General features: G+C 53.8%; 25 protein-coding genes, 1 other RNA gene and 1 pseudogene. 17 read left to right on the forward strand and 10 right to left on the reverse strand.

The window, feature by feature from the left end; translation table 11 throughout:
• Positions 1-1,053, reverse strand: coding sequence for a PLP-dependent cysteine synthase family protein (locus ABLV12_RS14865; RefSeq protein WP_004099565.1), 1,053 nt, complete (start codon positions 1,051-1,053; stop codon positions 1-3).
• Between the two features lie 115 nt (positions 1,054-1,168).
• On the opposite strand from ABLV12_RS14865, the gene ABLV12_RS14870 reads away from it, so the two are divergent.
• The 5 genes from ABLV12_RS14870 (at position 1,169) to amtB (ending at position 7,115) form a co-directional block, all read left to right on the forward strand.
• The gene (locus tag ABLV12_RS14870; protein ID WP_004099567.1) at positions 1,169-1,627 is read left to right on the forward strand and encodes an Lrp/AsnC family transcriptional regulator; all 459 of its coding nucleotides are present in this window, start codon (positions 1,169-1,171) and stop codon (positions 1,625-1,627) included.
• 42 nt (positions 1,628-1,669) lie between these two features.
• Positions 1,670-3,442, forward strand: a complete 1,773-nt coding sequence (locus ABLV12_RS14875) for a SmdA family multidrug ABC transporter permease/ATP-binding protein (RefSeq protein ID WP_348867130.1) — start codon at positions 1,670-1,672, stop codon at positions 3,440-3,442.
• Positions 3,435-5,213 (forward strand): SmdB family multidrug efflux ABC transporter permease/ATP-binding protein, encoded by a 1,779-nt coding sequence (locus tag ABLV12_RS14880; protein ID WP_004099570.1) that lies wholly within the window; start codon positions 3,435-3,437, stop codon positions 5,211-5,213. Before ABLV12_RS14875 ends, ABLV12_RS14880 begins: the two co-directional genes overlap by 8 nt.
• A 243-nt stretch (positions 5,214-5,456) precedes the next feature.
• Positions 5,457-5,795: a P-II family nitrogen regulator gene (gene glnK / locus ABLV12_RS14885; protein ID WP_004099573.1), complete on the forward strand. Its 339-nt coding sequence runs from the start codon at positions 5,457-5,459 to the stop codon at positions 5,793-5,795.
• A 33-nt stretch (positions 5,796-5,828) separates the two neighbouring features.
• On the forward strand, positions 5,829-7,115 hold the full coding sequence (amtB, locus tag ABLV12_RS14890; RefSeq protein WP_004099575.1) for an ammonium transporter AmtB: 1,287 nt from the start codon (positions 5,829-5,831) through the stop codon (positions 7,113-7,115).
• Between the two features lie 55 nt (positions 7,116-7,170).
• Here amtB and ABLV12_RS14895 read toward each other — a convergent pair whose 3' ends face one another.
• Together ABLV12_RS14895 and ABLV12_RS14900 are read right to left on the reverse strand one after the other, a co-directional pair.
• Entirely contained in the window at positions 7,171-7,911 is a 741-nt protein-coding gene (locus tag ABLV12_RS14895; protein WP_064396997.1) for a DUF554 domain-containing protein, read from the reverse strand.
• Between the two features lie 108 nt (positions 7,912-8,019).
• Entirely contained in the window at positions 8,020-9,504 is a 1,485-nt protein-coding gene (locus ABLV12_RS14900; RefSeq protein ID WP_004099579.1) for a UbiD family decarboxylase, read from the reverse strand.
• Positions 9,505-9,674: 170 nt separating this feature from the next.
• On the opposite strand from ABLV12_RS14900, the gene ABLV12_RS14905 reads away from it, so the two are divergent.
• A complete protein-coding gene (locus ABLV12_RS14905; protein ID WP_064396995.1) occupies positions 9,675-10,601 on the forward strand; it encodes a LysR substrate-binding domain-containing protein in 927 nt (308 codons plus the stop codon).
• Between the two features lie 43 nt (positions 10,602-10,644).
• On the opposite strand, the gene tesB is transcribed toward ABLV12_RS14905, so the two are convergent.
• Complete coding sequence (gene tesB / locus ABLV12_RS14910) at positions 10,645-11,520, reverse strand: acyl-CoA thioesterase II (protein WP_348867131.1); 876 nt, start codon at positions 11,518-11,520, stop codon at positions 10,645-10,647.
• Positions 11,521-12,048: 528 nt separating this feature from the next.
• On the opposite strand from tesB, the gene ABLV12_RS14915 reads away from it, so the two are divergent.
• Positions 12,049-12,558: a YbaY family lipoprotein gene (locus tag ABLV12_RS14915; RefSeq protein WP_004099583.1), complete on the forward strand. Its 510-nt coding sequence runs from the start codon at positions 12,049-12,051 to the stop codon at positions 12,556-12,558.
• Positions 12,559-12,597: 39 nt separating this feature from the next.
• Here the strand turns inward: ABLV12_RS14915 and ABLV12_RS14920 are convergent, their stop codons facing one another.
• Both ABLV12_RS14920 and ABLV12_RS14925 read right to left on the reverse strand, forming a co-directional pair.
• Positions 12,598-12,909, reverse strand: coding sequence for an MGMT family protein (locus ABLV12_RS14920; protein WP_004099584.1), 312 nt, complete (start codon positions 12,907-12,909; stop codon positions 12,598-12,600).
• A gap of 65 nt (positions 12,910-12,974) precedes the next feature.
• Positions 12,975-13,380 (reverse strand): annotated as a pseudogene (locus tag ABLV12_RS14925) (dTDP-glucose pyrophosphorylase).
• Positions 13,381-13,635: 255 nt separating this feature from the next.
• Here ABLV12_RS14925 and ffs point away from each other — a divergent pair.
• The 3 genes from ffs to ABLV12_RS14940 all read left to right on the forward strand — a co-directional run bounded on the left by ffs (position 13,636) and on the right by ABLV12_RS14940 (position 14,516).
• An RNA gene (gene ffs, locus ABLV12_RS14930) (signal recognition particle sRNA small type) lies at positions 13,636-13,732 on the forward strand.
• Between the two features lie 314 nt (positions 13,733-14,046).
• The gene (locus ABLV12_RS14935) at positions 14,047-14,304 is read left to right on the forward strand and encodes a hypothetical protein (protein ID WP_004099591.1); all 258 of its coding nucleotides are present in this window, start codon (positions 14,047-14,049) and stop codon (positions 14,302-14,304) included.
• Entirely contained in the window at positions 14,301-14,516 is a 216-nt protein-coding gene (locus ABLV12_RS14940; protein WP_004099598.1) for a hypothetical protein, read from the forward strand. The genes ABLV12_RS14935 and ABLV12_RS14940 overlap by 4 nt, the downstream gene beginning before the upstream one ends.
• A 133-nt stretch (positions 14,517-14,649) precedes the next feature.
• On the opposite strand, the gene ABLV12_RS14945 is transcribed toward ABLV12_RS14940, so the two are convergent.
• Positions 14,650-16,077, reverse strand: coding sequence for a PLP-dependent aminotransferase family protein (locus ABLV12_RS14945; RefSeq protein ID WP_348867132.1), 1,428 nt, complete (start codon positions 16,075-16,077; stop codon positions 14,650-14,652).
• A gap of 87 nt (positions 16,078-16,164) precedes the next feature.
• On the opposite strand from ABLV12_RS14945, the gene ABLV12_RS14950 reads away from it, so the two are divergent.
• Together ABLV12_RS14950 and ABLV12_RS14955 are read left to right on the forward strand one after the other, a co-directional pair.
• A complete protein-coding gene (locus ABLV12_RS14950; protein ID WP_004099600.1) occupies positions 16,165-16,779 on the forward strand; it encodes a membrane protein in 615 nt (204 codons plus the stop codon).
• A 92-nt stretch (positions 16,780-16,871) separates the two neighbouring features.
• On the forward strand, positions 16,872-17,225 hold the full coding sequence (locus ABLV12_RS14955; protein WP_064396992.1) for a DUF1428 family protein: 354 nt from the start codon (positions 16,872-16,874) through the stop codon (positions 17,223-17,225).
• A gap of 46 nt (positions 17,226-17,271) precedes the next feature.
• Here ABLV12_RS14955 and ABLV12_RS14960 read toward each other — a convergent pair whose 3' ends face one another.
• Positions 17,272-18,156, reverse strand: coding sequence for a nickel/cobalt efflux protein RcnA (locus tag ABLV12_RS14960; protein ID WP_017146484.1), 885 nt, complete (start codon positions 18,154-18,156; stop codon positions 17,272-17,274).
• 167 nt (positions 18,157-18,323) lie between these two features.
• Between ABLV12_RS14960 and ABLV12_RS14965 the strand changes: the two genes are divergently transcribed.
• Positions 18,324-18,596 carry a metal/formaldehyde-sensitive transcriptional repressor gene (locus tag ABLV12_RS14965; RefSeq protein ID WP_004099606.1) on the forward strand — a complete coding sequence of 91 codons (273 nt, stop codon included), beginning with the start codon at positions 18,324-18,326 and terminating at the stop codon, positions 18,594-18,596.
• Between the two features lie 2 nt (positions 18,597-18,598).
• On the opposite strand, the gene ABLV12_RS14970 is transcribed toward ABLV12_RS14965, so the two are convergent.
• Positions 18,599-20,185, reverse strand: coding sequence for an EAL domain-containing protein (locus ABLV12_RS14970; protein WP_017146483.1), 1,587 nt, complete (start codon positions 20,183-20,185; stop codon positions 18,599-18,601).
• A gap of 249 nt (positions 20,186-20,434) precedes the next feature.
• Complete coding sequence (locus tag ABLV12_RS14975) at positions 20,435-21,544, reverse strand: ABC transporter ATP-binding protein (RefSeq protein ID WP_023320456.1); 1,110 nt, start codon at positions 21,542-21,544, stop codon at positions 20,435-20,437.
• Between the two features lie 353 nt (positions 21,545-21,897).
• On the opposite strand from ABLV12_RS14975, the gene ABLV12_RS14980 reads away from it, so the two are divergent.
• The 4 genes from ABLV12_RS14980 to ABLV12_RS14995 are packed head-to-tail and all read left to right on the forward strand — an operon-like array spanning position 21,898 to position 26,562.
• Positions 21,898-23,130 (forward strand): maltodextrin ABC transporter substrate-binding protein, encoded by a 1,233-nt coding sequence (locus ABLV12_RS14980; RefSeq protein WP_064396988.1) that lies wholly within the window; start codon positions 21,898-21,900, stop codon positions 23,128-23,130.
• A 55-nt stretch (positions 23,131-23,185) separates the two neighbouring features.
• Complete coding sequence (locus ABLV12_RS14985; protein WP_004099614.1) at positions 23,186-24,493, forward strand: sugar ABC transporter permease; 1,308 nt, start codon at positions 23,186-23,188, stop codon at positions 24,491-24,493.
• A 10-nt stretch (positions 24,494-24,503) separates the two neighbouring features.
• Positions 24,504-25,355 (forward strand): sugar ABC transporter permease, encoded by an 852-nt coding sequence (locus ABLV12_RS14990; protein ID WP_004099616.1) that lies wholly within the window; start codon positions 24,504-24,506, stop codon positions 25,353-25,355.
• A gap of 4 nt (positions 25,356-25,359) precedes the next feature.
• A complete protein-coding gene (locus ABLV12_RS14995) occupies positions 25,360-26,562 on the forward strand; it encodes an arabinogalactan endo-beta-1,4-galactanase (RefSeq protein ID WP_004099623.1) in 1,203 nt (400 codons plus the stop codon).
• The last annotated feature ends 10 nt before the right edge of the window (positions 26,563-26,572 follow it).

A 26,572-nucleotide genomic window follows, 5' to 3' on the forward strand; every position in this document is an offset into this window, starting at 1 on the left:
TTATTTTGCCTGCAGCATTTGCGCAATTTGCGCCTGCCAGGGAGAGACGTCGCCGATATTGGCCGCCACCCACTGCGGGTTGTAGTAGCTTTCCAGATAACGTTCGCCGCTGTCGCACAGCAGCGTGACGATAGAGCCGGTGCGTCCCTCTTCGCGCATCCGTACGGCCAGCTGCAGTACGCCCCACATGTTGGTGCCGGTTGAGGCGCCGACCTTGCGCCCAAGCAGCGTTTCCAGCCATAGCGCGGTGGCGACGCTGGCGGCATCCGGTACCCGCAGCATCTCATCGACCACGTCGGGAATAAACGATGGTTCGACGCGCGGCCGGCCAATGCCCTCAATTTTACTGCCGACCGGGCTGCGCAGGCTGGCATCGCGGCTTTGCCAGTAGTCCAAAAACACGGAGTTTTGCGGATCAACCACCAGCAGCTGCGTATCGTAACCCTGACTGCGAATATAGCGTCCGATAGTCGCAGAGGTACCGCCGGTGCCCGCGCTCATCACAATATACGACGGCTGCGGATGCGGCTCATGGCTCATCTGACGGAAGATACTGTCGGCGATATTATTATTCCCTCGCCAGTCGGTAGCCCGTTCGGCAAAGGTAAACTGATCCATATAATGACCGTTCAGCTCGCGCGCCAGCGTTTCGGAGGCGGCATAGATTTCACAGGCGCTGTCGACGAAATGGCAGCGACCGCCGTAAAACTCAATTTGTTCAATTTTACGCTTTGCCGTACAGGAAGGCATCACGGCGATAAACGGCAGGCCTAAGAGACGAGCGAAGTAAGCTTCAGAGACGGCGGTCGAACCGGAAGAGGATTCGATAATCGTCGTTCCTTCTTTAATCCAGCCGTTGCACAAGCCATACAGAAACAGCGAGCGGGCCAGGCGATGCTTCAGGCTACCGGTTGGATGGGTGCTTTCATCCTTCAGATAGAGTTGGATCCCAGGGAACGCCGGCAGCGCCAGACGTATAAGGTGCGTGTCGGCGGAACGCTGATAATCGGCATTAATTTCACTAATCGCGTGTTTTACCCAGGCGCTGTTCATCTCAAATTCCTGTTTGTCATTTTGTGCCCAGCTTAGCGGAAATCGAAGGAAAAATTGTTGCCATTTAGCCTTTCAATTACAATAAAAGGAGTAAATTTTTCTCCTGAGGCGCCCAATGTTAGATAAAATTGATCGTAAGCTGCTTTCTTTACTGCAAACCGACTGCACCCTCTCTTTGCAGGCATTGGCCGATGCCGTTAATCTGACCACCACGCCCTGCTGGAAGCGGCTGAAGCGGCTGGAAGACGAAGGTATTCTTCGCGGGCGCGTCGCGCTGCTGGATGCGGAAAAGGTCGGGCTTGGGCTGACGGCGTTTGTACTGATTAAGACTCAGCACCACAGTAGCGACTGGTATTGCCGCTTTGTCAGCGAGGTCTCGCAGATGGCGGAAGTCCTCGGCTTCTGGCGTATGGCCGGCGAGTATGACTATCTGCTGCGGGTCCAGGTGGCGGATATGAAGAACTATGATGATTTTTATAAACGTCTGGTTAACAGCGTGCCGGGACTCTCGGATGTCACTTCGAGTTTTGCCATGGAACAGATAAAATACACTACAGCCTTGCCTATTGATTAACGGCATCAGCCGCTACGAATTACACACTCAGGATTTAACTGCTTGCGATTATTTGCCCAACTTAGCTGGTATTTCCGCCGGGAGTGGCGCCGTTACCTCGGCGCTATTGCTCTGCTGATTATTATTGCCATCCTGCAACTGGTGCCGCCGAAAGTGGTGGGCATCGTGGTTGACGGCGTAACAAAACAACATTACACCGCGGAAAAGGTGTGGATGTGGATTGGCCTGCTGGTCGTTATTGCGGTGATGGTCTATCTGCTGCGCTATGTCTGGCGCGTGCTGTTGTTCGGCGCATCGTATCAGCTGGCCGTCGAGCTACGTGAGGATTTCTATCGCCAGCTCAGCCGCCAGCATCCGGCCTTTTACCTGCGCCACCGTACCGGCGATCTCATCGCTCGCGCAACCAACGACGTGGATCGGGTGGTGTTCGCCGCCGGTGAGGGGGTGCTGACGCTGGTGGATTCACTGGTGATGGGCTGCGCGGTGCTGATTGTGATGTCGACGCAAATCAGCTGGCAGCTCACTCTGCTGGCGCTGCTGCCGATGCCGCTGATGGCGCTGGCGATTAAGCGTAACGGCGATGCATTACACGAGCGTTTTCGCGTCGCTCAGGCGGCCTTCTCCAGCCTCAATGACCGCACCCAGGAGAGCCTGACCAGCATTCGCATGATCAAAGCTTTTGGTCTTGAAGACCGACAGTCGGCGCAGTTTGCTGCCGACGCTGCGGATACCGGGGCGAAAAATATGCGCGTGGCGCGCATTGATGCTCGCTTCGATCCGACGATTTATATCGCTATCGGGACCGCTAACCTGCTGGCCATCGGCGGCGGCAGCTGGATGGTGATCCAGGGCAGCCTGACCCTGGGTCAGCTCACCAGCTTTGTGATGTACCTCGGCCTGATGATCTGGCCAATGCTGGCTCTGGCATGGATGTTTAACATCGTGGAGCGCGGCAGCGCGGCCTACGCGCGCATTCGCACCATGCTGGAGGAGGCGCCGGTAGTGAACGACGGCAGCGAGCCGACGCCGGAAGGGCGCGGTACGCTTAGCGTCGCCGTGCGCGAGTTTATCTATCCGCAGGCGAACAAGGCCTCGCTGGAAAAAGTTAACTTTACGCTCCAGCCCGGGCAAATGCTGGGAATTTGCGGCCCAACCGGCTCCGGCAAGAGCACCATTCTGGCGCTGATTCAGCGTCATTTTGACGTGACTGAAGGCGATATTCGCTTCCACGACGTTCCCCTGACCCGACTGCAGCTGGATAGCTGGCGCGCCAGGCTGGCGGTAGTCAATCAGACGCCGTTCCTGTTCTCCGATACCGTCGCCAGCAATATTGCTCTCGGTAAACCGGACGCCACGCAGGAGCAAATCGAACGCGTTGCCCGGCTCGCCAGCGTGCATGAGGATATCCTGCGCCTGCCGCAGGGGTATAACACCGAAGTCGGCGAGCGCGGCGTTATGCTTTCCGGGGGGCAAAAACAGCGTATTTCCATCGCCCGCGCGCTGCTGCTGGAGGCGGAGATCCTGATCCTGGATGATGCGCTGTCGGCGGTGGATGGTCGAACGGAGCATCAGATATTGCACAACCTGCGCCAGTGGGGTGAGGGGCGGACGGTAATTATCAGCGCTCATCGCCTGTCGGCGTTGACCGAGGCCAGCGAAATTCTGGTGATGCAGCATGGGCATGTTGCCCAGCGCGGTCGTCATGAGGCGCTGGCGACGCAGCCGGGCTGGTATCGCGATATGTACCGTTATCAGCAGCTGGAAGCGGCGCTGGATGATGTTCCGCTGGAAGATGAGGAGGTCGCCGGTGCGTAGTTTTACTGAACTCTGGCCGACATTAAAGCGCCTGCTGGCCTACGGCTCTCCGTGGCGTAAACCGTTAACGATAGCGGTTGCTATCATGTGGGTCGCGGCGGTGGCGGAGGTGAGCGGCCCGCTACTGATCAGCTACTTTATCGACAATATGGTAGCGAAGAACTCGCTGCCGTTGAAGCTGGTCTGCGGCCTGGCCGCAGCCTACATCGGCCTGCAACTCCTCGCCGCGGGTCTGCATTACTGCCAGGCGCTGCTGTTTAACCGCGCGGCGGTGGGCGTGGTGCAACAGCTGCGCAGCGACGTCATGGACGCCGCCCTGCGTCAGCCGCTCAGCGAGTTTGATACCCAGCCGGTCGGGCAGCTCATCTCGCGGGTGACCAACGATACCGAAGTGATTCGCGATCTCTATGTGACCGTCGTGGCTACCGTCCTGCGTAGCGCGGCTTTGATTGGCGCGATGCTGGTGGCGATGTTCAGCCTTGACTGGCGAATGGCGCTGGTGGCTATTGCTATTTTCCCGGCAGTACTGATCGTGATGATGATTTATCAACGCTACAGTACGCCCATCGTCAGGCGGGTTCGCGCGTGGCTGGCGGATATCAACGACGGTTTTAATGAAGTGATTAACGGAATGGGCGTTATTCAGCAGTTCCGTCAGCAGGCGCGGTTCGGCGAACGGATGCGCGAGGCCAGCTACGCGCACTATCTGGCGCGTATGCAAACTCTGCGCCTTGATGGTTTCCTGCTGCGCCCGCTGCTGAGCCTGTTCTCTTCGTTAATTCTCTGCGGTCTGTTGATGCTGTTTGGTTTCAGCAGCAGCGGAACGATTGAGGTTGGGGTTCTGTACGCTTTTATTAGCTATCTTGGACGACTAAACGAGCCGCTGATCGAACTGACGACCCAGCAATCAATGCTGCAGCAGGCGGTCGTCGCGGGCGAGCGCGTTTTCGAACTGATGGACAAACCGCGTCAGGCGTGGGGCGACGATAGCGAACCGTTGCGCAGCGGCTCGATTACTATCGAGCATCTCTCTTTTGCCTACCGCGACGATAGCCTGGTGTTGCAGGATATCAATCTCGACATACCGTCGCGCAGCTTTGTGGCGCTGGTCGGCCATACCGGGAGCGGTAAAAGCACCCTGGCCAGCCTGATGATGGGCTACTACCCGTTAACTCAGGGAGAGATTCGCATCGATGGTCGTCCGCTGTCGTCCTTAAGCCACAGCGCGCTGCGTCAGGGGATTGCGATGGTGCAGCAGGATCCGGTGGTGCTGGCTGACACCTTCTATGCCAACGTTACCCTCGGTCGAGACATCAGCGAAGAGCAGGTCTGGGAGGCGCTGGAGGCGGTACAGCTGGCGGAGCTGGCCCGTGAAATGGAAAACGGTATTTATACTCAGTTGGGCGAGCAGGGGAACAATCTCTCCGTTGGGCAGAAACAGCTGCTTGCGCTGGCGCGGGTGCTTGTCGATACGCCGCAGGTGCTGATACTTGATGAGGCGACGGCTAATATTGATTCTGGCACCGAGCAGGCGATTCAGCAGGCGCTTGTACGGGTGCGCGAGCATACGACGCTGGTGGTCATTGCGCACCGCTTATCGACTATCGTTGAGGCTGACACGATCCTGGTGCTGCATCGGGGGCAGGCCGTCGAGCGCGGCAATCATCAGCAGCTGCTGGCGGCCAAAGGCCGCTACTGGCAGATGTATCAGCTGCAGCTGGCGGGCGAAGAACTGGCTGCCAGCTCGCAGGAAGAGTCGCTTATCGCCTGATGCACCATAAACAGGCAGCTTCTGCTTTGCGGTTTCCGGTGGTGCAAAAACGTCACAGTACGCGCACTGAAATGGTGCAATTTAAGGCTAAAGCGGCGTTTTGCCGCTTCGTTTCCGCCTGATTCTTCTTTTTCCTCCTCAAAAAGGGCCGCCTGGCGGCCCTTTTTCATTTCTGGCATAGCCCTTGCTTTATTAGATTCGTGTTAGCTGCGGCCATTACCGAATTCTGACTGGAGGGGACTTATGAAGCTGGTTACCGTGGTAATCAAACCATTCAAACTGGAAGACGTGCGTGAAGCATTATCTTCAATGGGGATTCAGGGCCTGACGGTCACTGAGGTTAAAGGGTTTGGCCGTCAGAAAGGCCACGCGGAGCTCTATCGCGGCGCCGAATATAGCGTCAATTTTCTGCCGAAAGTGAAGATTGACGTCGCGATTGCCGACGATCAACTGGATGAAGTCGTCGATGTCATCAGTAAAGCGGCTTACACCGGAAAGATTGGCGACGGCAAAATTTTTGTCGCCGAGCTGCAGCGCGTCATTCGCATCCGTACCGGCGAATCTGACGAAGCGGCACTGTAACTTTCAGACCACACAGTGATGGGGAACGAAACAATGAAGATAGCAACAATGAAGACAGGTCTGGGAGCGCTGGCTCTTCTTCCGGGGCTGGCGATGGCCGCACCGGCGGTAGCGGATAAAGCCGACAACGCCTTTATGATGATTTGCACCGCGCTGGTGCTGTTTATGACCATTCCGGGCATCGCGCTGTTCTACGGCGGGCTAATCCGCGGTAAAAACGTTCTTTCCATGCTGACGCAGGTTATCGTCACCTTTGCACTGGTCTGCGTGCTGTGGGTGGTTTATGGCTACACGCTGGCTTTCGGTACCGGCGGCAGCTTCTTCGGCAACTTCGACTGGGTGCTGCTGAAGAATATTGAGCTGAAAGCGCTGATGGGCAGCTTCTATCAATACATCCACGTTGCCTTCCAGGGCTCGTTTGCCTGTATCACCGTCGGCCTGATCGTCGGCGCGCTGGCGGAACGTATTCGTTTCTCTGCGGTACTGATTTTTGTTGTGGTGTGGATGACGCTTTCTTATATCCCGATCGCCCATATGGTATGGGGCGGTGGTCTGCTGGCTACCCACGGCGCGCTTGATTTCGCCGGCGGAACGGTTGTACACATTAACGCCGCGGTTGCCGGGCTGGTGGGCGCTTATATGATGGGTAAACGCGTGGGCTTTGGTAAAGAAGCGTTCAAACCGCATAATCTGCCGATGGTATTCACCGGCACCGCTATCCTCTACGTTGGCTGGTTTGGCTTTAACGCGGGTTCAGCCAGCGCGGCGAACGAAATTGCCGGTCTGGCTTTCGTTAACACCGTGGTTGCCACAGCGGCGGCTATCCTGGCGTGGACCTTCGGCGAGTGGGCAACCCGCGGCAAGCCGTCTCTGCTGGGCGCCTGTTCAGGGGCGATTGCCGGTCTGGTCGGCATCACTCCGGCCTGTGGTTACATCGGCGTCGGCGGGTCTCTGATCGTAGGGATTGCCGCGGGTCTGGCGGGTCTGTGGGGTGTCACCGTACTGAAGCGCTGGCTGCGCGTTGATGACCCGTGCGATGTGTTTGGCGTCCACGGTGTCTGCGGTATCGTCGGATGCATCCTGACCGGTATCTTCGCCGCGACTTCTTTGGGCGGCGTCGGTTATGCGGAAGGCGTGACCATGGGCCACCAGGTTCTGGTACAGTTGGAAAGTATCGGTATCACCATCGTCTGGTCCGGCGTGGTCGCCTTTATTGGTTACAAAGTCGCCGATATGACCGTTGGCCTGCGCGTACCGGAAGATCAAGAGCGTGAAGGTCTGGACGTCAACAGCCACGGCGAAAACGCCTACAACGCCTGATTCATCGTTACCTTGTTAATCGTAAAAGCGGAGCCAGGCTCCGCTTTTTGCATGGTTAGCTAATCGATTGGATCCAGGGCAATAGCGTTGAGACCCAAAGCCAGGAGAGGGGCATGACGATGATCAGACCTGGTAGTAAATTGGCGACCGGGAATGATTTAATACCGCAAATTCTCAAACCCGTCACAAACATAATAAATCCGCCTAACCCGGAGAAATCAGCAACCATATCAGGCGTTAGCATTGGCATTATTGATTGCCCGATAAAGAGCAGAATCATTTGGACGATAAATTGCGGGATTGCGATAGTGGCGACCGAAAGACCAAGCAGGGTGGCAAAAATACCGGCAGTCAGGATATCGAGAAACGATTTAGTTAACAGTATCGATATGTCGCCGGTTATTCCTTCCTGCATAGCGCCAAAGATGCCCGTTCCCGAAGCCACGAAGAGCACCAGAATTCCAACGAATTTGTCGAGATACTCCTCTTGCGATAACGTGCTGCCGCTTTTCTGTGGGGCAATTTTATCAATGATAAAACGTAGTTTTGATGCGCCACGGCCAATGTTTTTCTCAATAGAAAATATTTCACCGATAATTGCGCCGAAGAGTAACGAGGCGACAACAACGGGTAGCGCATGTAATTTGATAATAACCGTAATCCCCATTCCCATGGAGGCTGCGCCAAAAGTCAGAGGTAGCGCGGTACGGAATTTATCACTTAATCGATCCCCAATTAAGCCGCCGACGATCCCGCCGATAAGCGTTGAAGTAGAGTTAATGATTGGCCCAATCATTGTTTTTCCTTGTTAGTATTTGCTAAATATCGCTTGCTGTTGTCGGACCGCAAACGCACTCACTTTCCGGCAGGTTTTGCGGATTGCGAACCTGCCAAAAGTGAACGACTATTTTTTGAAGCCGGGAATAAAGCGATTGACATCCACTTCAAGGAATTTGCTGCGCTGAAAATTCTCTTTCAGGTTCCAGGGAACGGTACAGTCAAAAATTGTTTTACAGGCGATTCCGTGGCCGAGTATTGACGGGCTGAATGCTGGGTCGGATGAAGGATCGAGCGGGTGACAGCGTACTCCGGGAATAAAAATAGTACTGACATCCCCCTGGTAACGCGTTGTCATTGCCCACATCACATCGTTAATATCAAATACATCCACATCCTCATCAACCAACATGACATGCTTCAATTCTGAGAAAGCTGAAAATGCGAGAAGTGCGGCTTGACGCTGCCTGCCCTCATCTGCTGGTCCGCGTTTTTTTACCTGTAAAACGGCGAGATACTTGCCCGTGCCCGGCGAGGGGCAATGAACGTTCTGCACGAAGCCGGGCAGTGCCTTTTCAACCATTTGTAAAATACTGGCTTCCGTTGGGATACCGGCCAGATTGGTGTGCTCATCGCTTGGCCCGATGCAGGTTTGCAGGATTGGATGACGGCGATGAGTAATGGCTTTGACTTTGATGACCGGCACCTGCGCCTGGGCGCTGCCGGTATAGCCAGGAAACTCTGGCATGGCTTTACCTGTATCAGTGTTCTGATCTTCACGAACCCTCACGTCAGGCAAGAGCTCGCCTTCGATGACGACTTCGGCATTAGCGATAGCCAACGCATTCACGCTGACACAATCGGTGAGTTCTACTGCCTGGTTGCGCAAGCTACCGGCAATTGATAGCTCGTCAAAACCTAAAGGCGTTGTCGGGGGCTCGAAGCAGGCACCGATTTCAATTGCCGGATCGACGCCAATACTAATGGAGATAGGCAGGGCTTTTCCGGCTGCTTCCGCTTTCTGACGAAAAGTATCAAGGTGGCGTCCCGGAACGAAATACATTGAGATTTCATCTTTGCTCTGGACGCACAAGCGATGGATCGTGACGTCATGCTCGCCAGTTTCTGGATCGGCGGCGTAGCACATGCCCAGCGTAAAGTACGGGCCAGCATCTTCCGGGGTATTGGTTGGCGCGGGCAAGATTTTCAGGATATCAAAGTCAGGATCGGTCGCCAGGTGGATAACTTCCTGACATACGGCCTGGTCGCGTGGAATAACAATCGGCGCAATAGGATTGGCGACGGAATCTTTAAGCATAAAAGCCAGGTTTTCAGGCGTGGTGCCAAAAAGGCGGGCGACGCGCTTGCGCGAGCAAAGCAAGCCGATCAAGACTTTGACATCATCGTATCCTTTGACTTTGTTAAAAATCATGGCCGGGCCAACTCGTGTGGGGCGCTGAACGGTGCCATGTGCGCCGACGTAGCGATAAACGCCAGATAATTCTGCGATTGGATCAACGGGTTCATCGGTATAGATCAGTTCATCATCGTAGTGGCTTAATACAGCCAATGCGGAACGCAGATCGGTCACTTTTTGCTGTTCCTTAACCATTAAATTCTCCTTTAAGTATTACTAAACGATGATAGCGGCGGCTATATAGCGCCGACCCTGATTTTTAATCATCGTGACAGGTTTAATTTTCGATAAATAGAAATAAGAGTCCAATAACATTACCCATTGTTTTAATAAGGATCTATTATTAGTGACTTCAAGGAGGCGCTATGGATTATCGGCAACTACATGCCTTTGTGGTTCTGGCTGAAGAGCTGCATTTTGGGCAGGCGGCGTTGAGGCTGAACGTGACGCAGCCTGCGCTCACGCAGCAGATTAAAAACTTTGAGAACGCGCTCGGCATAATGCTGTTTGTTCGCGATCGGCGTCATGTTTCACTGACCGCGGAGGGACTATTTTTGCTTGACGAAGCGCGGATTATTCTGGGCCACTGCGACAGGTTTCTTGAAAGTGTAAACAGTTTGCGTCGCGGGCATCAAGGGCAGTTAAAAGTGGGTTATGTTGGCTCATCTATTCTCGATCCGGCATTAACTTTGTTAATAAAAAATTACCGATATAAGAAACCCGAGACCGATCTGATAATTGAAGAACATAACGCACATGATTTATTAACATTATTATTGGATAAACGGTTGGATATTGCTTTTGTTCGCTCACCGATACCGCAATATGAACAGCTGGAATATATGAATATCGCTACTCGTTCACTTATTGCCGTCTTGCCGCGTAATCATGAACTGGGCAATCGCCGAAAAATTTCTCTGGCATCGCTGCGCGAAGAGCAATTTTTTGTGCAAAAGGATCCCTACGGCGTAGGGCTAGGCTGGTCGGCGGTTAGCGCCTGCCGGGAGGCCGGGTTCACTCCTCAGAAAATTCAGTATACGCGTGATGTTTCGGTAGCTATCGGTTTAGTGTCAATGGGCATGGGCGTTGCGCTGGTGCCTGAAACGCAGAGCTCTGTACTCATGCCGGACGTGAGCTACTGTCTGCTGGAAGAAGCGTATGCAACAACCACCTTAACCTTGTGCTGGCGGCGGCATACTCAAAATAACCTTTTACGCGGATTTATAAACTATACCTGGGACCTTACCGGCCGCCAGCAGTACCAGTCAGCGCAATGTGCGGCGGACCAGTAAGCTGGCGGTTTACGCTAAGCCTGGCGCTTACCGGCGGAAGCGCCTATTTTGCTGGGAAAAGGCTTCGGTTACGCATGACGCCTTCCTGTACTGTCGACGCCACCAGCGTACCGTCCTGCGTATAGAACTCGCCGCGGACAAAACCGCGCGCGCTGGAGGCGGAGGTGCTTTCTACGCTGTAAAGCAACCAGTCGTTGATGTTGAACGGGCGATGGAACCACATTGAGTGATCGATGGTGGCCACCTGCATTCCCGGTTCCAGAAAACCGACGCCGTGCGGCTGCAGCGCAACGGGCAGGAAGTTAAAGTCAGAAGCGTAGCCCAGCAGAGACTGATGGATGCGCAGATCTTCCGGTACAGCGCCGTTGGCGCGGATCCAGACCTGACGCGTCGGTTCTGCAACGTGACCTTTCAGCGGGTTGTGGAATTCAACCGGGCGAATCTCCAGCGGCTTATTGCAAAGAAATTTCTCTTTGACCTGCGGCGGCAGCAGATGGGCCAGCTTGCGGGCGATGTCTGTTTCAGAGGGCAGCGCATCCGGCGCGGGGGCTGCTGGCATGGTTTTCTGATGTTCGTAGCCGGGTTCTGGCGCCTGAAATGAGGCGGTCATGTAGAAAATCGGCTTCCCGTTCTGAATCGCCGCCACCCGGCGGGCGCTGAAGCTATTGCCGTCACGCAGGACTTCAACATCATAGATGATGGGTTTCTGGCTGTCGCCGGGACGCAGGAAGTAGCTGTGAAACGAATGGATCAGGCGTTCTGCGGGGACGGTCTCCTTTGCCGCATACAGTGCCTGACCGACCACCTGGCCGCCAAAGACCTGACGTAATCCCAGATCCTCGCTCTGCCCGCGGAACAATCCCTCTTCGATTTTTTCCAGATTTAACAATGCCAGCAGATTGGTTAATGCCTGACTCATAATTGCCCTCAATCAATGATGACTGCCTTGCGCAGCGCGTTATTGAGGCAAAGTATAACCTGGAATCGTAAGTGGTCCGATGGGTGTAATAAACTGAATAGGGACGTTTTTTCCGACGTAAATCTCCCAGGCTACGGGATTGTTAGTTATGGATGGTTGCAACTATTCATCGCCTGTCGGTTTCAGAACCCCGCTCGAGCTTTCGTGGCGGCCAACCCGTAAACGGGGAAGAGGCGCCATCTTCACTCTTGTGAGCCGAGGCTACGCGCCAGACGAGATGATTCATTTGCTTTTAGCTGCTTCCGGCGGGTGGTAATAACCCCTGTTTCGGCCGACAGAGGATCCCCAGAAAGCGGCATTATGCTCACCGTATCACTTTTGCTGCCGGGACGTTGCAGGCAGTAATAATCTGAATATGGCGCTTTTCCGGGCGAAAATTGAGAACTGTGCCACACTTATTCATGGTGAAAATGTTTCGCCGCATTGCATTGCGGTCGAACATGCTCAAAGGGATGAAAGGAGAAAAGAATGAAATTTGCCTATATGTTAAGTGCTATAGCCGTAGCGGCTACGTTGTCTGCCTGTGCGAATAATCACAACAGCAATGCAGCGAACCAGGCGGCGCCCGATCCTTATGGCATTGCTTCACTAAGCTCCTCGCAGCAGCAGCCTAACGTATCCGGGACTATCAATATTCGCCAGCGCGTGGCGTTACCGCCGGACGCAGTATTGACCGTAACTCTGTCGGATGCGTCGCTGGCCGATGCGCCGGCGCACGTGCTGGCGCAAAAAGCGGTCAGGACCGAAGGGAAGCAGGCGCCGTTTAATTTTGTTCTGCCCTATAACCAGGCGCAAATCCAGCCTAATGCCCGCATTCTTCTCAGCGCGGCGATTACCGTTAACGGTCAGCTGATGTTCATTACCGATACCGTACAGACGGTGATTAACCAGGGCGGCAACCGTGCCGATCTGGTGCTGGTGCCGGTCCAACAAACGGCGGTACCGGTGGCGAACAACAACGTTCCGCCCGTGCAGTAACTCCACATCATGCCCCTTCCCAGGGGCATTTTTTTGTCTTCAATAAATCCAGCGGTAGTGCTGTAGATCAATATGCCCACTGCCTGACACCTGGACTCCTTCCGCTAATAGCGCCTGGCGTTGACGCTGCAGGTCCGGCCCGGTGAGAGAGATATCGCCGTGACGGTTGACCACCCTATGCCAGGGGAGAGTGGAACCTTCCGGCAGACGTTTTAATACCCCACCAACCTGACGCGCCGCGCGCGGTGAACCCGCCAGCTGAGCAACGTCGCCGTAGGTCGCCACGCATCCTTCTGGTATTGAGGCGACAATTTGCCAGACGCGCTGCGGAAAAGTATCGTGAGAATCCATGGAAGGTCCTGTTGCCGGTAAAAGTTCAGAATAAGCGTTACATCATGGGCTGTACAGCGGGTGGATTAAGCCGGGTTTACTACGGTGAATTCCAGCGTCAGACCCAGCACCTGCATACCATGAACATTTTCATGCGGCGTATGGTTAGCAGGGCTTCAAGAAACTTCGGGCGTTCAGACTGGGCGTTAATCATCAGTTTGGCGCGCATGGCCGGGAGCTTAAGGGTTTATATCGGATACACCACGAGACCGCTGGCTTCGATGGGAAGTTTACGTAATTCAGCGTGCTGAAGGACGTCAACGGTTGAGTAAAGCAGCGCAACCGGGGGGACGGCCAGCAGCTGATTAGCGCTAATCGTGACAAAATCAATGAGCAGTCCCGGACGCAAAAAATGTAAACCGTGGAAGGGCACAGACACTTCAGGAATGGGCGGCATTGTCAGGGTGGTGATGAACGCGGTGATTCACTCATTCATATTCCGTTGAGATAGTGCCTTGATGATAAAAGGGGCGGTGAATAATCCACATTATGGCTGCCGGAAGGGGTTTTTGCTGAGAGTATGCTCGCGATCTCTTGAGGGGCGCGGGATCATTTATCGTGAAAAGCCTGTGGAGACGCGACTTTGCGCAATAAACCAGCACCCGATCGGCGGTGGCTTGCAATTCAAGGATTCAGCAGGGATAATGCGCCAGCGCGTTAGGTAACTAGCGCTCTCAATGGGGGCTCTGTTGGTTCTCCCGCAACGCTACTCTGTTTACCAGGTCAGGTCCGGAAGGAAGCAGCCAGAGCAGACGACGTGTGTGCCGGGATGTAGCTGGCAGGGCCCCCACCCATTTCAGCGTGTCCCTGGCGCGATTCGCACAAATCAGCTGCTTCATATCCCCTTCATGGTTAATATCCTTAATTAAAGTGTGAATTTATTTCGTTTCTAAAACTCCATTTTTTTATGCTAAAAATTCACTACGTCATAAATTTGAAATTTAAGTGAAATATTATTGTCATCTTAATGTCATATATCAGGTGCAGATTACTGATGGGAAACTGTTGTTAGATATAAGCCAAAAATATATCTCTGGATCAGCATGTTAAGTTCGTGTATTAGTTATATGATGATTATATTTCACGGGAAGCGTGACTATGACTACTGTGGTTCTGAACGTCAAAATTGATAGTGAGTTAAAAGAAAAGCTGCGTCAGTATGCGGAAGAAAATAACGAAAATTTAGGAACAGCTACGGAGAAACTGCTGCTGCTGGCCTTCCAGGTAGCGGAATCAGCAGACGAGGCGGGGGTTTCGGAAGAAGATATTGATAGCCAGCACACCGAAGAGGAAGCATCTCCATTAACCCCTAAAGAAATCAAAGCATTACGTAAACTCCTGAAGAAGAAAAAATGAAACAACAACTCTCTACAGCCAGCAACTATAGCGAAGCGTGCGCCATGCTGCGTTCCGGCTATGTGAAGCATGTACGCCTGAACTGGAATATCGGTAGTGATGAGTTCTTTCGCATTGCCTCCGACTGGTGTGATACGGGCGCAAAAATTAAAAAAGACGAAGACGGTTTTATTATTTCCCTTAAAGGTTTTCCGATTCCGCGACAGCATTAATGAAAATATTTCATTTTTGTCATCGGACTGACACGACACGAAGACAAACTTGAAGCGCAATTTTATAAAAACATCTCATATGCATCACGGATGATGGCTTTTGACGGGCTGGCTCCAGCCCGTCGATATTTTATTAAATAATTTTCCGTGGGCGGAAGCTCTCTTTCTGCTCCGTAAGACTATGCCATAACGGCTGCAATATATTAAAAGCGTGACGTAGTTCATCATCCGCAAGCGTAAACGGTAAGCGTAAATAGCGGTCAAAGGCGCCCGCCAGGCCAAATCGCGTTCCTGTTCCGATGTGAATTCCCCGGCTTTCCGCGCGAACGGAAAACAGCGTTGCCAGCATCCCGGGTAACTCAACCCAAAAAGAGAGTCCTCCTTCCGGCGGCGTGAAGCGCCAGTGGGGAAAATACTCCGCCATCAGCGCGCCGCACATATCCCGACGGGTTGCCAGCATGGCGCGCCGCGACGGCAACAGCATTTTCTCATTCTCCAGCAGCCAACAGCAGGCCAGCTGCTCCAGCAGCGGGGAGCCGAGATCGAGGGAGTCCCGCGCCTGAACCAGAGATGCAATGGTGCGCGAGGATGCGCGGATCCAACCTATGCGCAAACCGCCCCAGAAGCTTTTTCCCGCAGAGCCGATGGTTATCACCGGAGCATCAGGGTTATACGATGCTAAAGATGGTGGCGGCGGGGCGTCGTACCATAGGTCGACCATCGTTTCATCTACTACCAGCGTGGTGCGGGTTTGGGCGGCGATGTCTGCTACCCGCTGGCGCGTGGGGCTATCCATACAGCGACCGGTAGGGTTATGAAAGTCCGGCATCAGCCATGCCAGCCGCGGCGCCGTTTGGGCAATTGTCGCCGCTAAACCGTCGCAGTCCCATCCCTGCTGCGGTAACGCCACGCTGACCGGGCGGCATGATGCTCCCTGAATCGCGCTAATCGCCATAGGATAAGTCGGCGCATCCACCACCACCCGATCGCCGGGCCCGGTAAATAAGCGCAAAACCAATGCCAGGCCGCTAAGTGCCCCGTTAACAATCATTACTTCATCGCTTCGGGTTGGCAGGCCGCGTTCGCTATAGCGGTGGGCGATCGCTTCACGCAGAAGCGGCAGACCCTGCTGATCGTAACCGGTATTGGCTAAGTGCTGCGGCATGATTTTCAGGGCCTGGCTGAAGGCCTGATGAATTTCAGGCCCGGCGCTGAGCGCGGCGACGGCCAGATTGACCGACGGCGAGTCCGGTTTATTGGTCTTGATCTCCACCGTCCGCTCCGGCAAAGCGATCCGCGAACCGCTTCCCTGACGGCTGTAGAGATAGCCTTCTTCCCGTAGCTGTCCAAGCGCGCTGGCAACCGTAGTACGGCTGATATTCAGCGCCGCCGCCAGCTCCCGTTCGCCGGGCAAACGGGTTTCCAGCGCAAGGCGGCCATCGAGAATCAGCAGGCGCAGCGCTTCCGCCAGCTGACGCCAGAGCGGCATGCGGGAACCGGATTCCTGCCAGTGACCGAGCAGGCGCACCAGCGATTGTGAACCAAAGCGACGAGATGACATAGCAATCCACTTTTTTAAAACTGGCCATTAATTATCAATCCATTTTTACTGATGATGAGGGGAATCGCAATTGTCCTGAGGTGGAAAATGGTACGTCGCTTGCTGCAACTTTATATTGGTCTGGTCCTGTACGGCGTGTCGACCGCGCTGTTTGTTCATGCCAATCTGGGGGCCGATCCGTGGGATGTTTTTCATCTGGGGATCGGCAACCAGTTCAATCTTGATTTCGGAACGGTGATGATTCTGACGGGCGCGGCGGTGCTGCTGCTGTGGATCCCGCTACGACAAATGCCGGGGCTGGGCACGGTAAGCAATGTGATTGTGCTGGGCCTGGCGGCAAACGCCACTCTGGCTATCCTGCCGCCGTTAGAATCGCTGGTGGCGCGTAGCCTGCTGTTGGCCGGGGCTATCGTACTGAATGCGCTGGCGACGGGAATGTATATTGGCGCAGGTTTCGGCCCCGGTCCGCGCGATGGGCTGATGACCGGACTGCATGCACGTACCGGATGGTCGCTGCGCGGCATTCGCACGGCGATTGAACTTTCCGTTCTGCTGATTGGCTGGATGATGGGCGGCAAATTTGGCGTGGGAACCGTACTCTATGCGATAACCATTGGGCCGTTGATTCAGCTCTGCCTGCCGTGGTTTCATCAGTCGGCTGCACGTAAGGCGCTGGCGAAACCGGGCGAGGCCATCTCCTGATATTAAGCTGCTATCCGCGCTGGAGACTAAACTTATCACTGCAGATACGGCCGGATTGTCCGGCGGTACTGTTCACTTCGGAGAGCATACTCATGAAGTACGTTGATGGTTTTGTTGTTGCCGTACCGGCGGAAAATAAGGAGGTATACCGCGCGATGGCGGCAAAGGCGCTGCCGCTATTTAAAGAGTTTGGCGCCCTACGCGTGGTCGAGTGCTGGGCGGATGATGTCCCGGATGGCAAGCTGACCGATTTTCGTCTGGCGGTAAAAGCTGAAGATAATGAAGAGGTGGTATTCAGCTGGATTGAATACCCCTCTAAAGAGGTGCGCGATGCCGCCAACGCTAAAATGATGGCTGACCCGCGGATGAAAGAGTTTGGCGAAAATATGCCATTTGATGGAAAACGAATGATATACGGCGGGTTTTCCCCGCTCCTCGATGAGTAATTCATCTTTGCCATCCCCATAGTCGGTGGGGATGGCGATAGAAGCCCTACAGATTACGCCAGCCGTGCAGCAGCATATAGCAACCCACCACAATAATCAGCGCACCGGAAATCCACGGCGCTTTCCGTGAGAGATCGTTTAGTCCCGGCCAGCGGTTGGCGACGTGCTTCAGGCTCAGGGCGGCAATTGCGCCTGAAGCCACTAAGGTGAGCGCCAGCCCAACGCTAAAACTCATCACCAGCGTGGCTCCCAGCGAAACCTTTTTCAACTGGAGGCAAATAAGCAATACGGTAATTGACGCCGGGCAGGGGATTAGCCCGCCCGTCAGCCCAAACAAAACGATCTGTCCGGTGGTGACCCGCTGTCCGTTAAAGCGGCGGTTGATCTCCTCCGCATGCGCGCGCTGATGGGCGTCCTGCCACTCTGCGGTGGCCACTAGCGGATGCGCGTGAGGATGGTGTTGATGCGGATGATGGTGTGCATGATGGTGGTCGTGGTCGTGGTCGTGGTCGTGGTCGTGGTCGTGGTCGTGGTTATGGTTATGGTTATGGTTATGGTTATGGTTATGATCACGATCGCGTTGGTGTGTACGAGATTCGAGCCAGGTACGCCGCAGCATCCAGCAGGCAATCAGCACAATAAGGATCCCTGAGATCAGCTGAAACCAGGGTTCTGACGTTTGCGCATCCCAACCGCGGCCAAACCACAGGCCTGCCATCGCTACCAGCCAGACCACGGCCGTATGCGATACCGTCGCCGCTAGCCCCAGTAGTACAGCCTGCTTCAACGTTCCGCGCACTGCCACAATAAATGCCGCCATCATGGTTTTCGAGTGTCCGGGCTCCAGACCGTGCAGCGCGCCGAGCAGGATCGCGCTGGGAATGAATAGCCAGGCATTCCCCTGTTGCAGCAGTGAAGTGAAATCGTTCATAACGTGGTCCCTTGCCAAAAGTGATCTTATGCTACTCCCCCCTAGTATATAAATACTACCCCCCCGGTAGAAAAATACTCCCGGGGAGTAGAGCATGGTATGCTGGCCTTGTTACATACGGGGGTCGTTAATGGAAACGATCGAGTCATCAAAGAGTGGAGCGCGTAATGTCACATACTGTTCGTCACAAGAAGATGTTATTGACCCGACTGAAGAAAATTCAGGGGCAGAGCGCTGCGCTGGAAAAAATGCTCAACCGCGAGCATGAATGCGCAGAGGTTCTCCAGCAGCTGGCCGCCATTCGCGGTGCGGTAAACGGCATGATGATGCAGGTTATTCAGGGGCATTTAACGGATCATGTCGTCAAAGAGCCGGAAGAAGGCCAGCGTGAAGCTGACCTTGAAGTGGTCATGCAGGTGATTAAATCTTATCTGAAATAGGCTCAGTAGGTATTTTTCGCAGGCGGCGTTGAATACGCTTTCAGGTTGTTTTCAGCCCACAGGATAAATTTCTCCTTTGGCAGCGCTTTGCTATAAAGCCAACCCTGGGCGTACTGCACGCCGTGAACGCGCAGCCAGTCGCGCTGGCTTTCGGTTTCGACGCCTTCGGCGACGGTCGCCAGATTAAGCGCTTTCGCCATGTCAATAATATGCGGCGTCAGCGGTTTGTACTCCAGCGTATCGACAAACGATTTATCGATTTTCAGGGTGTCAACGTCCAGTTTTTGTAAATAGCTCAGGCTGGAGTAGCCGGTGCCGAAGTCATCAATAGATATACGGTGTCCGGCCTGACGATAGCCGGCGATGACGGGCAGAGTGGTTTGCGGGTCAACGAAGCCGCGCTCGGTAATTTCAAGGATGATCTGCTGAGCGCTGATACCCCAGTGCTGGAGCTGCTCCTGCAGGAGTATCGGCAGCGTTGGCGAACGCAAATCATCGACAGATAAATTGATCGAAATATGCACTTCCGGGCGCTGGCGCAGCCAGGTTCCGAGATCGGCGAAAATTTTTCGCACGATATCTTCGGTTAACCGGGTTATCAGCCGGGTCTGTTCGGCAAGCGGGATAAAAATATCCGGCGATAAATAACTACCGTCAGGCTGCCTCCAGCGGGCAAGTGCTTCCGCGCCGGCGATTTTGCCAGTCTGTAGCGAAATAATAGGCTGATAATAGACCTGTATAGCATTGGAGTTCAGCGCGTCCAGCATCCCGTAACGCGGAGAGCGCAGCCTTCGCAGCAGGCGAAGAAGCAGGAATGAGGCCAGAAGGCTGGTGCATAAACCAATCGGCAACCACAGCATTAGCTGTTGATGTAATTTTTGCTGGAGCGGTAATGTTGATGACCAGGCCGCGATCGCCAGCCCTAGTTCAGGGATGCGGCGGAGGCGATAAACGGTGCTATCAAGCGTCAAGGTTTCGACATCCAGACGCTTAATGTGCTCCCAGGCGGCGGCGTCGAGCGGTTTACTGCTGATGATAATTTGATCGCGCTTCGTGCCAAACAAGAGAGTGTGAATCTCTTCCTGGCCTGACGGAATCACATCAATAAATGAAACCGGATCGATCATCACCACATGATGTTCGCTGCCCATTGCCGTCATTTTATGCTGTAGCCCGAGATCGCTAACCGAGGTGAGCCAGGTACGATAGCCGTCGGCAGTAATATGGTCGGGAGCAGGAAACGTTACTGATACCCGATGATCTTCAAGAGAAGAGCATTGCGGAATACCTCCATGTAACCACAACACTTCCTGCACGTAGCGGTGGGTGTAGGCAATCCGCCGCATATTAAGCAGATGCTGCGGACTGCAAGTCGCGGCGGTATCGGCATCCGCTTCGTTCAGCGCCTCTCTTGCCTGATCGGCTACCTGCTGAACGCGAGCCAGTACCCGAACGGAAAAGTTGTCCAGTCCGGTATAAAACTGCGCTTTGGCCTGCTGCATTGCCAACCAAATACTCAGCGCCACCGGCAAAATAATGGCCAGTATCAGTACCCCTGTAACCAGGCTCACCTGATGCCGGGTCGTCATGAGCATTTCCTAAATTTATTAAGGGGTGCGATGAGTATACGCGAAAGATAAAAAGGACGATTAGGTAAACGGGATAAAAAGGCCCGAACCGCGAGAGAGCAGCGAATTCGGGCTAACAGTGGATGATCCGCGACGCCCGAAGCTGTAAACGGCGCGGAGAAAAACGAGGGCTGGTATGCTGGCAGCCAATAAGCATCGCCAGCACTGGTTCATATTCTAAAGCGCAATCATGACAGCCAGATGTTGCGTTTAGTGGGCATCCGGCGCGGCGATGTCGGTGCTAATCCGCAGGTCGTTTTCGTCGAACACCATGCAGTAGCGATCGTCGAAGGCAACGCTGATTTTCTGCCAGGGGCGAAAGTGAACGTCGCCTGGCAGCAGAATTTTGACGTTATCGTGGCCGTAGCACTGGCCAAATAGATAGGTATTATTACCCAGTCTCTCGACCACTTCACATTGAAACTCAACCACGGTACCGATATTCACATCGGTAGAGAGATGTTCAGGACGAATACCGAGGGTGACGGCAGCGCCGGGCTGCAGCGGTGAGGTGGTGATATTGAGCGTCAGATTATGATCTTGCGCCATCTTCACGCTAAGCTGGCCCGGCTGCCATGCGGTAACCGTCGCGGGAAGGAAGTTCATTTTCGGCGAACCGATAAATCCCGCGACGAATTTATTCACCGGGTTGTAATACAGCGACATCGGCGATCCCATCTGCTCAACTTTGCCGTAGTTCATCACCACGATTTTATCGGCGAGAGTCATCGCTTCAACCTGGTCATGAGTAACATAAACCATGGTCGTTTTGAGCTCGTGATGGAGTTTGGCGATATGCAGGCGCATCTCAACGCGCAGTTCGGCATCGAGGTTAGAAAGGGGTTCATCAAACATAAACACCCGTGGATTACGTACAATAGCGCGGCCGATGGCAACGCGCTGACGTTGACCGCCGGAAAGTTGCTTAGGCTTACGATCCAGCAGATGAGAGAGCTGCAGCGTTTTCGCCACCATTTCAACCTGACGGCGAATTTCATCTTTTGGTACTTTGTTCACTTTCAGGCCATAGCCCATATTTTCCGCCACCGTCATATGCGGATAGAGCGCATAGGACTGGAATACCATAGCGACGCCGCGATGGGCAGGAACGACATCATTCATCACCTCATCGCCAATTAGCACTTCACCTTCGCTGACCTCTTCAAGACCGGCAATCATCCTCAGTAGCGTCGATTTACCGCAGCCGGACGGGCCGACGAACACCGCAAATTCACCATCTTCAATATCAAGATTTACCTGATGCAGCGTCACCGTACTGCCGAACCGTTTGGTGACATTCCTCAGTCGTATATTGGACATCAACACTCCCCGGATTGTTAGCCATTTTTGCCGTTGGGATTTGGGCTGCGATGCGGAATTTGTATAACGTATAACAATTCAGCCGAACGATGCTCAACGACACTAAAATCATGCAGCGACTATAACTTCCACGGTTTTAGCGCCATACAACGATGTTTCATTTCTGCAATGATGATCACACAACGAGTAGCTTCCAGTAGTTTTATCAGCCTTCAAAGCGTAGCGTATAACAAATCAAACATGACGGATGTTTTGTTTATGAACTGGCGTTAATCAACTTGCTAAGAGATTTGCTGAAGTCACATTACTTAATAAAAACCATTAAATTGTTATACCTTCACATGAGGTTGATAATGAAAAAGAACACTCTTGCTGCACTGATCCTTACCACTCTGGCTGCCGGGCAGATAACGAGCCTGCAGGCGCACGCGGCCGGGCAGCTCAACGTTTGGGAAGACATCAAAAAATCCGCCGGCATCAAAGCCGCAGTCGGTGATTTTGAAAAGCAGTTCAACGTTAAGGTGAACGTGCAGGAGATGCCGTACGCCCAACAGCTGGAAAAGCTGCGTCTTGATGGTCCGGCGGGCATCGGCCCGGATGTCCTGGTGATCCCTAATGATCAGCTAGGCGGAGCGGTTGTCCAGGGATTGCTATCTCCATTGACTCTGGATCAGGAGAAGCAGGAGGCGTTTACGCCTGCGTCAATCAGCGCTTTCCATATGGATAACGTGCTTTACGGCGTACCTAAAGCGGTGGAAACCCTGGTACTGATTTACAACAAAGATCTGATCGACCAGCCGCTGGATAGCCTGCAGGCGTGGTTCGACTATTCGAAGAAGCAGCGCGAAGAGGGGAAATACGGTCTGCTGGCGAAGTTCGACCAGATTTATTACAGCTGGGGCGCTATCGGTCCAATGGGCGGCTATATCTTTGGCAAAAACGATAAAGGGGGCTTCAACCCGCAGGATGTCGGTCTCAACAAACCCGGCGCAGTGGAAGCAGTCACTTTCCTGAAAAAATTCTATACCGATAAGGTTTTCCCGGCAGGGATCCTCGGTGACAACGGGTTGAACGCCATCGATTCCCTGTTCACCGAGAAGAAAGCGGCGGCGGTGATTAACGGCCCGTGGGCTTTCCAGCCATACGAAGCGGCAGGCATTAATTATGGCGTTGCGCCTCTGCCGACGCTGCCGGACGGCAAACCGATGAGCTCCTTCCTCGGCGTGAAAGGCTACGTGGTTTCGACGTGGAGTAAAGATAAAGCGCTGGCGCAGCAGTTTATTGAGTTTATTAACCAGCCTCAGTATGTGAAAGCACGCTATGTGGCGACCGGCGAAATCCCGCCGCTGAAGGCAATGATTGACGATCCGCTGATTAAGAATGACGAGAAGGCCAGCGCGGTGGCGGTGCAGTCAGCACGGGCGACGGCAATGCCAGGAATACCGGAAATGGGGGAGGTATGGGGCCCGGCGAACGCAGCCCTGGAGCTGAGCCTGACCGGTAAACAGGAGCCGAAGGCGGCGCTGGATAACGCCGAGAAGCAGATCAAGATGCAGATCGAAGCCATGCAGGCCAGCAATCAGTAATCAGGTGAAGTAACAGAACGGGAGGAGGCCCTCCCGTTTTCAGAAGGAGTCGTGTGTGATTATCAATCCCAGCGAAAATATTGCCGAAGCGCGTGGCGCAGGACGCCACGCGTGGTGCGGCCTGCTGCTGGCTATCGTGCCGGGTTTTGGTCAGTTTTATCACCGCCAGTGGTTGAAGGGGATTGTCTTCCTGGTGCTGCTGAGCAGTTTTATGAGCATTTTCTATGACTTTCTCAGCGAAGGCCTGTGGGGGTTATACACCTTAGGCGAAGAAGTCCCGCGGGATAACTCTATCTTCCTGCTGGCGGAAGGAATAATCAGCGTGCTGATTATCGCTTTTGGTTTGTTAGTCTATTTCCTCTCGCTGCGCGATGCCTGGATTAACGGTAAAAAGCGCGATGAGGGTATGGCGCTGAACAGCGTACGCAAGCAATATCAGATGCTGCTCAGCGACGGTTTTCCCTATTTGATGATTACGCCGGGCTTTATTCTGCTGGTGTTTGTGGTCATCTTCCCGATTCTGTTTGGCTTTGCGATCGCCTTTACTAACTACAACCTTTACCACACGCCGCCCGCGAAGCTGGTCGATTGGGTGGGGTTCAAAAACTTCATCAACATCTTCACATTATCCATCTGGCGCTCGACCTTTTTTGATGTCCTGCAGTGGACGGTGGTGTGGACGCTGCTGGCGACAACCCTGCAATGCACCGTTGGTGTGCTGCTGGCGATTCTGGTTAACCAGAAGGATTTGCGTTTCAAGCCAATGATCCGCACGATTTTTATTCTGCCGTGGGCGGTGCCGGGGTTTGTGACGATTCTGGTTTTTGCCGGGATGTTCAATGATTCATTCGGGGTCATTAACAACGCCATTTTGTCTTTCTTCGGCATCAGTCCGAAGGCCTGGCTGACCGACCCGTTCTGGACTAAGACGGCGCTGATCATGATGCAAACCTGGCTGGGCTTCCCGTTTGTTTTCGCCATGACCACCGGCGTACTGCAGGCGATTCCGGACGATCTCTATGAAGCGGCCACGATGGATGGTGCCAGCGCGTTTACCCGGCTGCGGACCATTACTCTGCCGCTGGTGCTGTACTCGATTGCGCCAATTATTATTACGCAGTACACCTTCAATTTTAATAACTTCAATATCATCTATCTGTTCAACAACGGCGGGCCTGCGGTGGCGGGGTCGAATGCCGGCGGTACGGATATTCTGGTGTCGTGGATCTACAAACTCACCATGTCGTCTTCGCAATACGCTATCGCGGCCACTATTACGATCCTGCTGTCGATTTTCGTCGTCGGCCTGGCGTTGTGGCAGTTCCGCGCCACAAAATCCTTTAAAAATGACGATATGGCGTAAGGGAAGCAACATGGCTAAATCACCGAGTATTAAACGTGAAAAGTGGATTCGCCTGTCACTCACCTGGCTGGTGGTCATCTTTGTCTCGACGATCATTATTTACCCGCTGGTCTGGACGGTAGGGGCGTCGCTGAACGCCGGGAACAGTCTGCTGAGTACGTCGATTATTCCTGAAAACCTGTCGTTCCAGCATTACGCGGATTTGTTCAACGGCAATGTGAATTATCTCACCTGGTACTGGAACTCGATGAAAATCAGCTTCATGACCATGCTTCTGACCCTAATCAGCGTGAGCTTCACCGCCTATGCGTTCTCCCGCTTTCGTTTCAAAGGGCGGCAGAACGGACTGATGCTGTTCCTGCTGTTGCAGATGATTCCGCAGTTCTCGGCGCTGATTGCGATCTTTGTCCTTTCTCAGCTGCTGGGGCTAATCAACAGTCATCTGGCGCTGGTACTGATCTACGTGGGCGGCATGATCCCGATGAATACCTGGCTCATGAAGGGGTATCTGGACGCGATCCCCAAAGATCTGGATGAATCCGCGCGGATGGATGGTGCCAGCAGCTTCCGTATCTTTTTCGAGATCATCATGCCGTTGTCGAAGCCTATTCTGGCGGTGGTGGCGCTGTTTTCATTTACCGGTCCGCTGGGGGATTTCATTCTCTCCAGCACCATATTGCGTACCCCGGATAAGTACACGCTGCCGATTGGCCTGTATAACCTGGTCGCACAGAAGATGGGCGCCAGCTACACCACCTACGCGGCGGGAGCGGTATTGATTGCCGTCCCGGTGGCGATTCTCTATCTGGCGCTACAAAAGTACTTTGTTTCCGGCCTCACCTCAGGCAGTACAAAAGGATAACCCCATGAAAAGATTAACACCCGCGTGGCTTGCTGTTTCTCTGGCATGCTGTTTTTCCGCCGGTACGCTGGCGGCAGATGCGCTGCAAACGCAGGCGTTTAGCAATATGCCCGCTGATTTTATTAAAGGCGCGGATATCTCTACGCTGCTGGATGCGGAAAAACACGGCGCGAAGTTCTTTAATCACAACAATCAGCAGCAGGATCCGATCGCGATCCTCAAGGCCGATGGCGTGAACTACGTTCGTCTGCGCCTGTGGGTGGATCCCAAAGATGCTAAAGGCCAGCGCTACGGCGGCGGCGATAATGATCTGGCGACGACGCTGGCGCTGGCGAAGCGGGCAAAAGCGCAGGGGATGAAGCTGCTGCTTGATTTCCACTACAGCGATTTCTGGACCGATCCGGGTAAGCAGTTCAAGCCGAAAGCCTGGGAGAAGCTGGACTATCCGCAGCTGAAAACCACGATCCACGATTATACCCGCGACACGATTGCCCGCTTTAAGCAGGAGGGCGTGCTGCCGGATATGGTGCAGATCGGCAACGAAATCAACGGCGGTATGCTGTGGCCGGAAGGTAAAAGCTGGGGGCAGGGCGGCGGCGAGTTCGATCGTCTTGCTGGGCTGCTGAATGCCGCCATCGATGGACTGAAGGAAAATCTCACCGGCGGTGAGCAGGTTAAAATTATGCTTCATCTGGCCGAAGGCACGAAAAACGACACCTTCCGCTGGTGGTTTGATGAAATCAGCAAGCGTAACGTCCCTTACGACATCATTGGTTTGTCGATGTATACCTACTGGAATGGCCCGATTAGCGCGCTGAAAGCCAATATGGATGATATCAGCCAACGCTATAACAAAGACGTGATAGTGGTGGAGGCCGCTTACGCTTATACCCTGGATAACTGCGACAATGCGGAAAATAGCTTCCAGGCGAAAGAAGAAAAAGATGGTGGTTACCCCGCCACCGTCCAGGGACAATATAATTATATTCACGACTTAATGCAGGCCGTTGCCGATGTTCCGCAGCATCGCGGTAAAGGTATTTTTTATTGGGAGCCGACGTGGATTGCCGTGCCGGGAAATACCTGGGCGACGCCTGCCGGAATGAAATATATCCACGATGAGTGGAAAGAGGGTAATGCCCGGGAAAATCAGGCGCTGTTTGATTGCCAGGGAAAAGCATTGCCGTCGATGAAGGTATTTAATTAATTATTCAGTT

It is taken from the genome of Klebsiella sp. CN_Kp100, from assembly GCF_040065315.1.
GTDB classification, from domain to species: Bacteria; Pseudomonadota; Gammaproteobacteria; order Enterobacterales; family Enterobacteriaceae; genus Klebsiella; species Klebsiella oxytoca.

What these genes read in the sequence shown, in the direction of transcription:
- ABLV12_RS14995 (WP_004099623.1), top strand. Translation starts at nt 25,360, where the DNA reads ATGAAAAGATTAACACCCGCGTGGCTTGCTGTTTCTCTGGCATGCTGT.
- ABLV12_RS14920 (WP_004099584.1), bottom strand. Translation starts at nt 12,909, where the DNA reads ATGGATTCTCACGATACTTTTCCGCAGCGCGTCTGGCAAATTGTCGCC.
- ABLV12_RS14970 (WP_017146483.1), bottom strand. Translation starts at nt 20,185, where the DNA reads ATGACGACCCGGCATCAGGTGAGCCTGGTTACAGGGGTACTGATACTG.
- tesB (WP_348867131.1), bottom strand. Translation starts at nt 11,520, where the DNA reads ATGAGTCAGGCATTAACCAATCTGCTGGCATTGTTAAATCTGGAAAAA.
- ABLV12_RS14935 (WP_004099591.1), top strand. Translation starts at nt 14,047, where the DNA reads ATGACTACTGTGGTTCTGAACGTCAAAATTGATAGTGAGTTAAAAGAA.
- ABLV12_RS14960 (WP_017146484.1), bottom strand. Translation starts at nt 18,156, where the DNA reads ATGAACGATTTCACTTCACTGCTGCAACAGGGGAATGCCTGGCTATTC.
- glnK (WP_004099573.1), top strand. Translation starts at nt 5,457, where the DNA reads ATGAAGCTGGTTACCGTGGTAATCAAACCATTCAAACTGGAAGACGTG.
- ABLV12_RS14980 (WP_064396988.1), top strand. Translation starts at nt 21,898, where the DNA reads ATGAAAAAGAACACTCTTGCTGCACTGATCCTTACCACTCTGGCTGCC.
- ABLV12_RS14905 (WP_064396995.1), top strand. Translation starts at nt 9,675, where the DNA reads ATGGATTATCGGCAACTACATGCCTTTGTGGTTCTGGCTGAAGAGCTG.
- ABLV12_RS14975 (WP_023320456.1), bottom strand. Translation starts at nt 21,544, where the DNA reads ATGTCCAATATACGACTGAGGAATGTCACCAAACGGTTCGGCAGTACG.
- ABLV12_RS14915 (WP_004099583.1), top strand. Translation starts at nt 12,049, where the DNA reads ATGAAATTTGCCTATATGTTAAGTGCTATAGCCGTAGCGGCTACGTTG.
- ABLV12_RS14950 (WP_004099600.1), top strand. Translation starts at nt 16,165, where the DNA reads ATGGTACGTCGCTTGCTGCAACTTTATATTGGTCTGGTCCTGTACGGC.
- ABLV12_RS14900 (WP_004099579.1), bottom strand. Translation starts at nt 9,504, where the DNA reads ATGGTTAAGGAACAGCAAAAAGTGACCGATCTGCGTTCCGCATTGGCT.
- ABLV12_RS14945 (WP_348867132.1), bottom strand. Translation starts at nt 16,077, where the DNA reads ATGTCATCTCGTCGCTTTGGTTCACAATCGCTGGTGCGCCTGCTCGGT.
- ABLV12_RS14955 (WP_064396992.1), top strand. Translation starts at nt 16,872, where the DNA reads ATGAAGTACGTTGATGGTTTTGTTGTTGCCGTACCGGCGGAAAATAAG.
- ABLV12_RS14870 (WP_004099567.1), top strand. Translation starts at nt 1,169, where the DNA reads ATGTTAGATAAAATTGATCGTAAGCTGCTTTCTTTACTGCAAACCGAC.
- ABLV12_RS14940 (WP_004099598.1), top strand. Translation starts at nt 14,301, where the DNA reads ATGAAACAACAACTCTCTACAGCCAGCAACTATAGCGAAGCGTGCGCC.
- ABLV12_RS14895 (WP_064396997.1), bottom strand. Translation starts at nt 7,911, where the DNA reads ATGATTGGGCCAATCATTAACTCTACTTCAACGCTTATCGGCGGGATC.
- amtB (WP_004099575.1), top strand. Translation starts at nt 5,829, where the DNA reads ATGAAGATAGCAACAATGAAGACAGGTCTGGGAGCGCTGGCTCTTCTT.
- ABLV12_RS14990 (WP_004099616.1), top strand. Translation starts at nt 24,504, where the DNA reads ATGGCTAAATCACCGAGTATTAAACGTGAAAAGTGGATTCGCCTGTCA.
- ABLV12_RS14965 (WP_004099606.1), top strand. Translation starts at nt 18,324, where the DNA reads ATGTCACATACTGTTCGTCACAAGAAGATGTTATTGACCCGACTGAAG.
- ABLV12_RS14865 (WP_004099565.1), bottom strand. Translation starts at nt 1,053, where the DNA reads ATGAACAGCGCCTGGGTAAAACACGCGATTAGTGAAATTAATGCCGAT.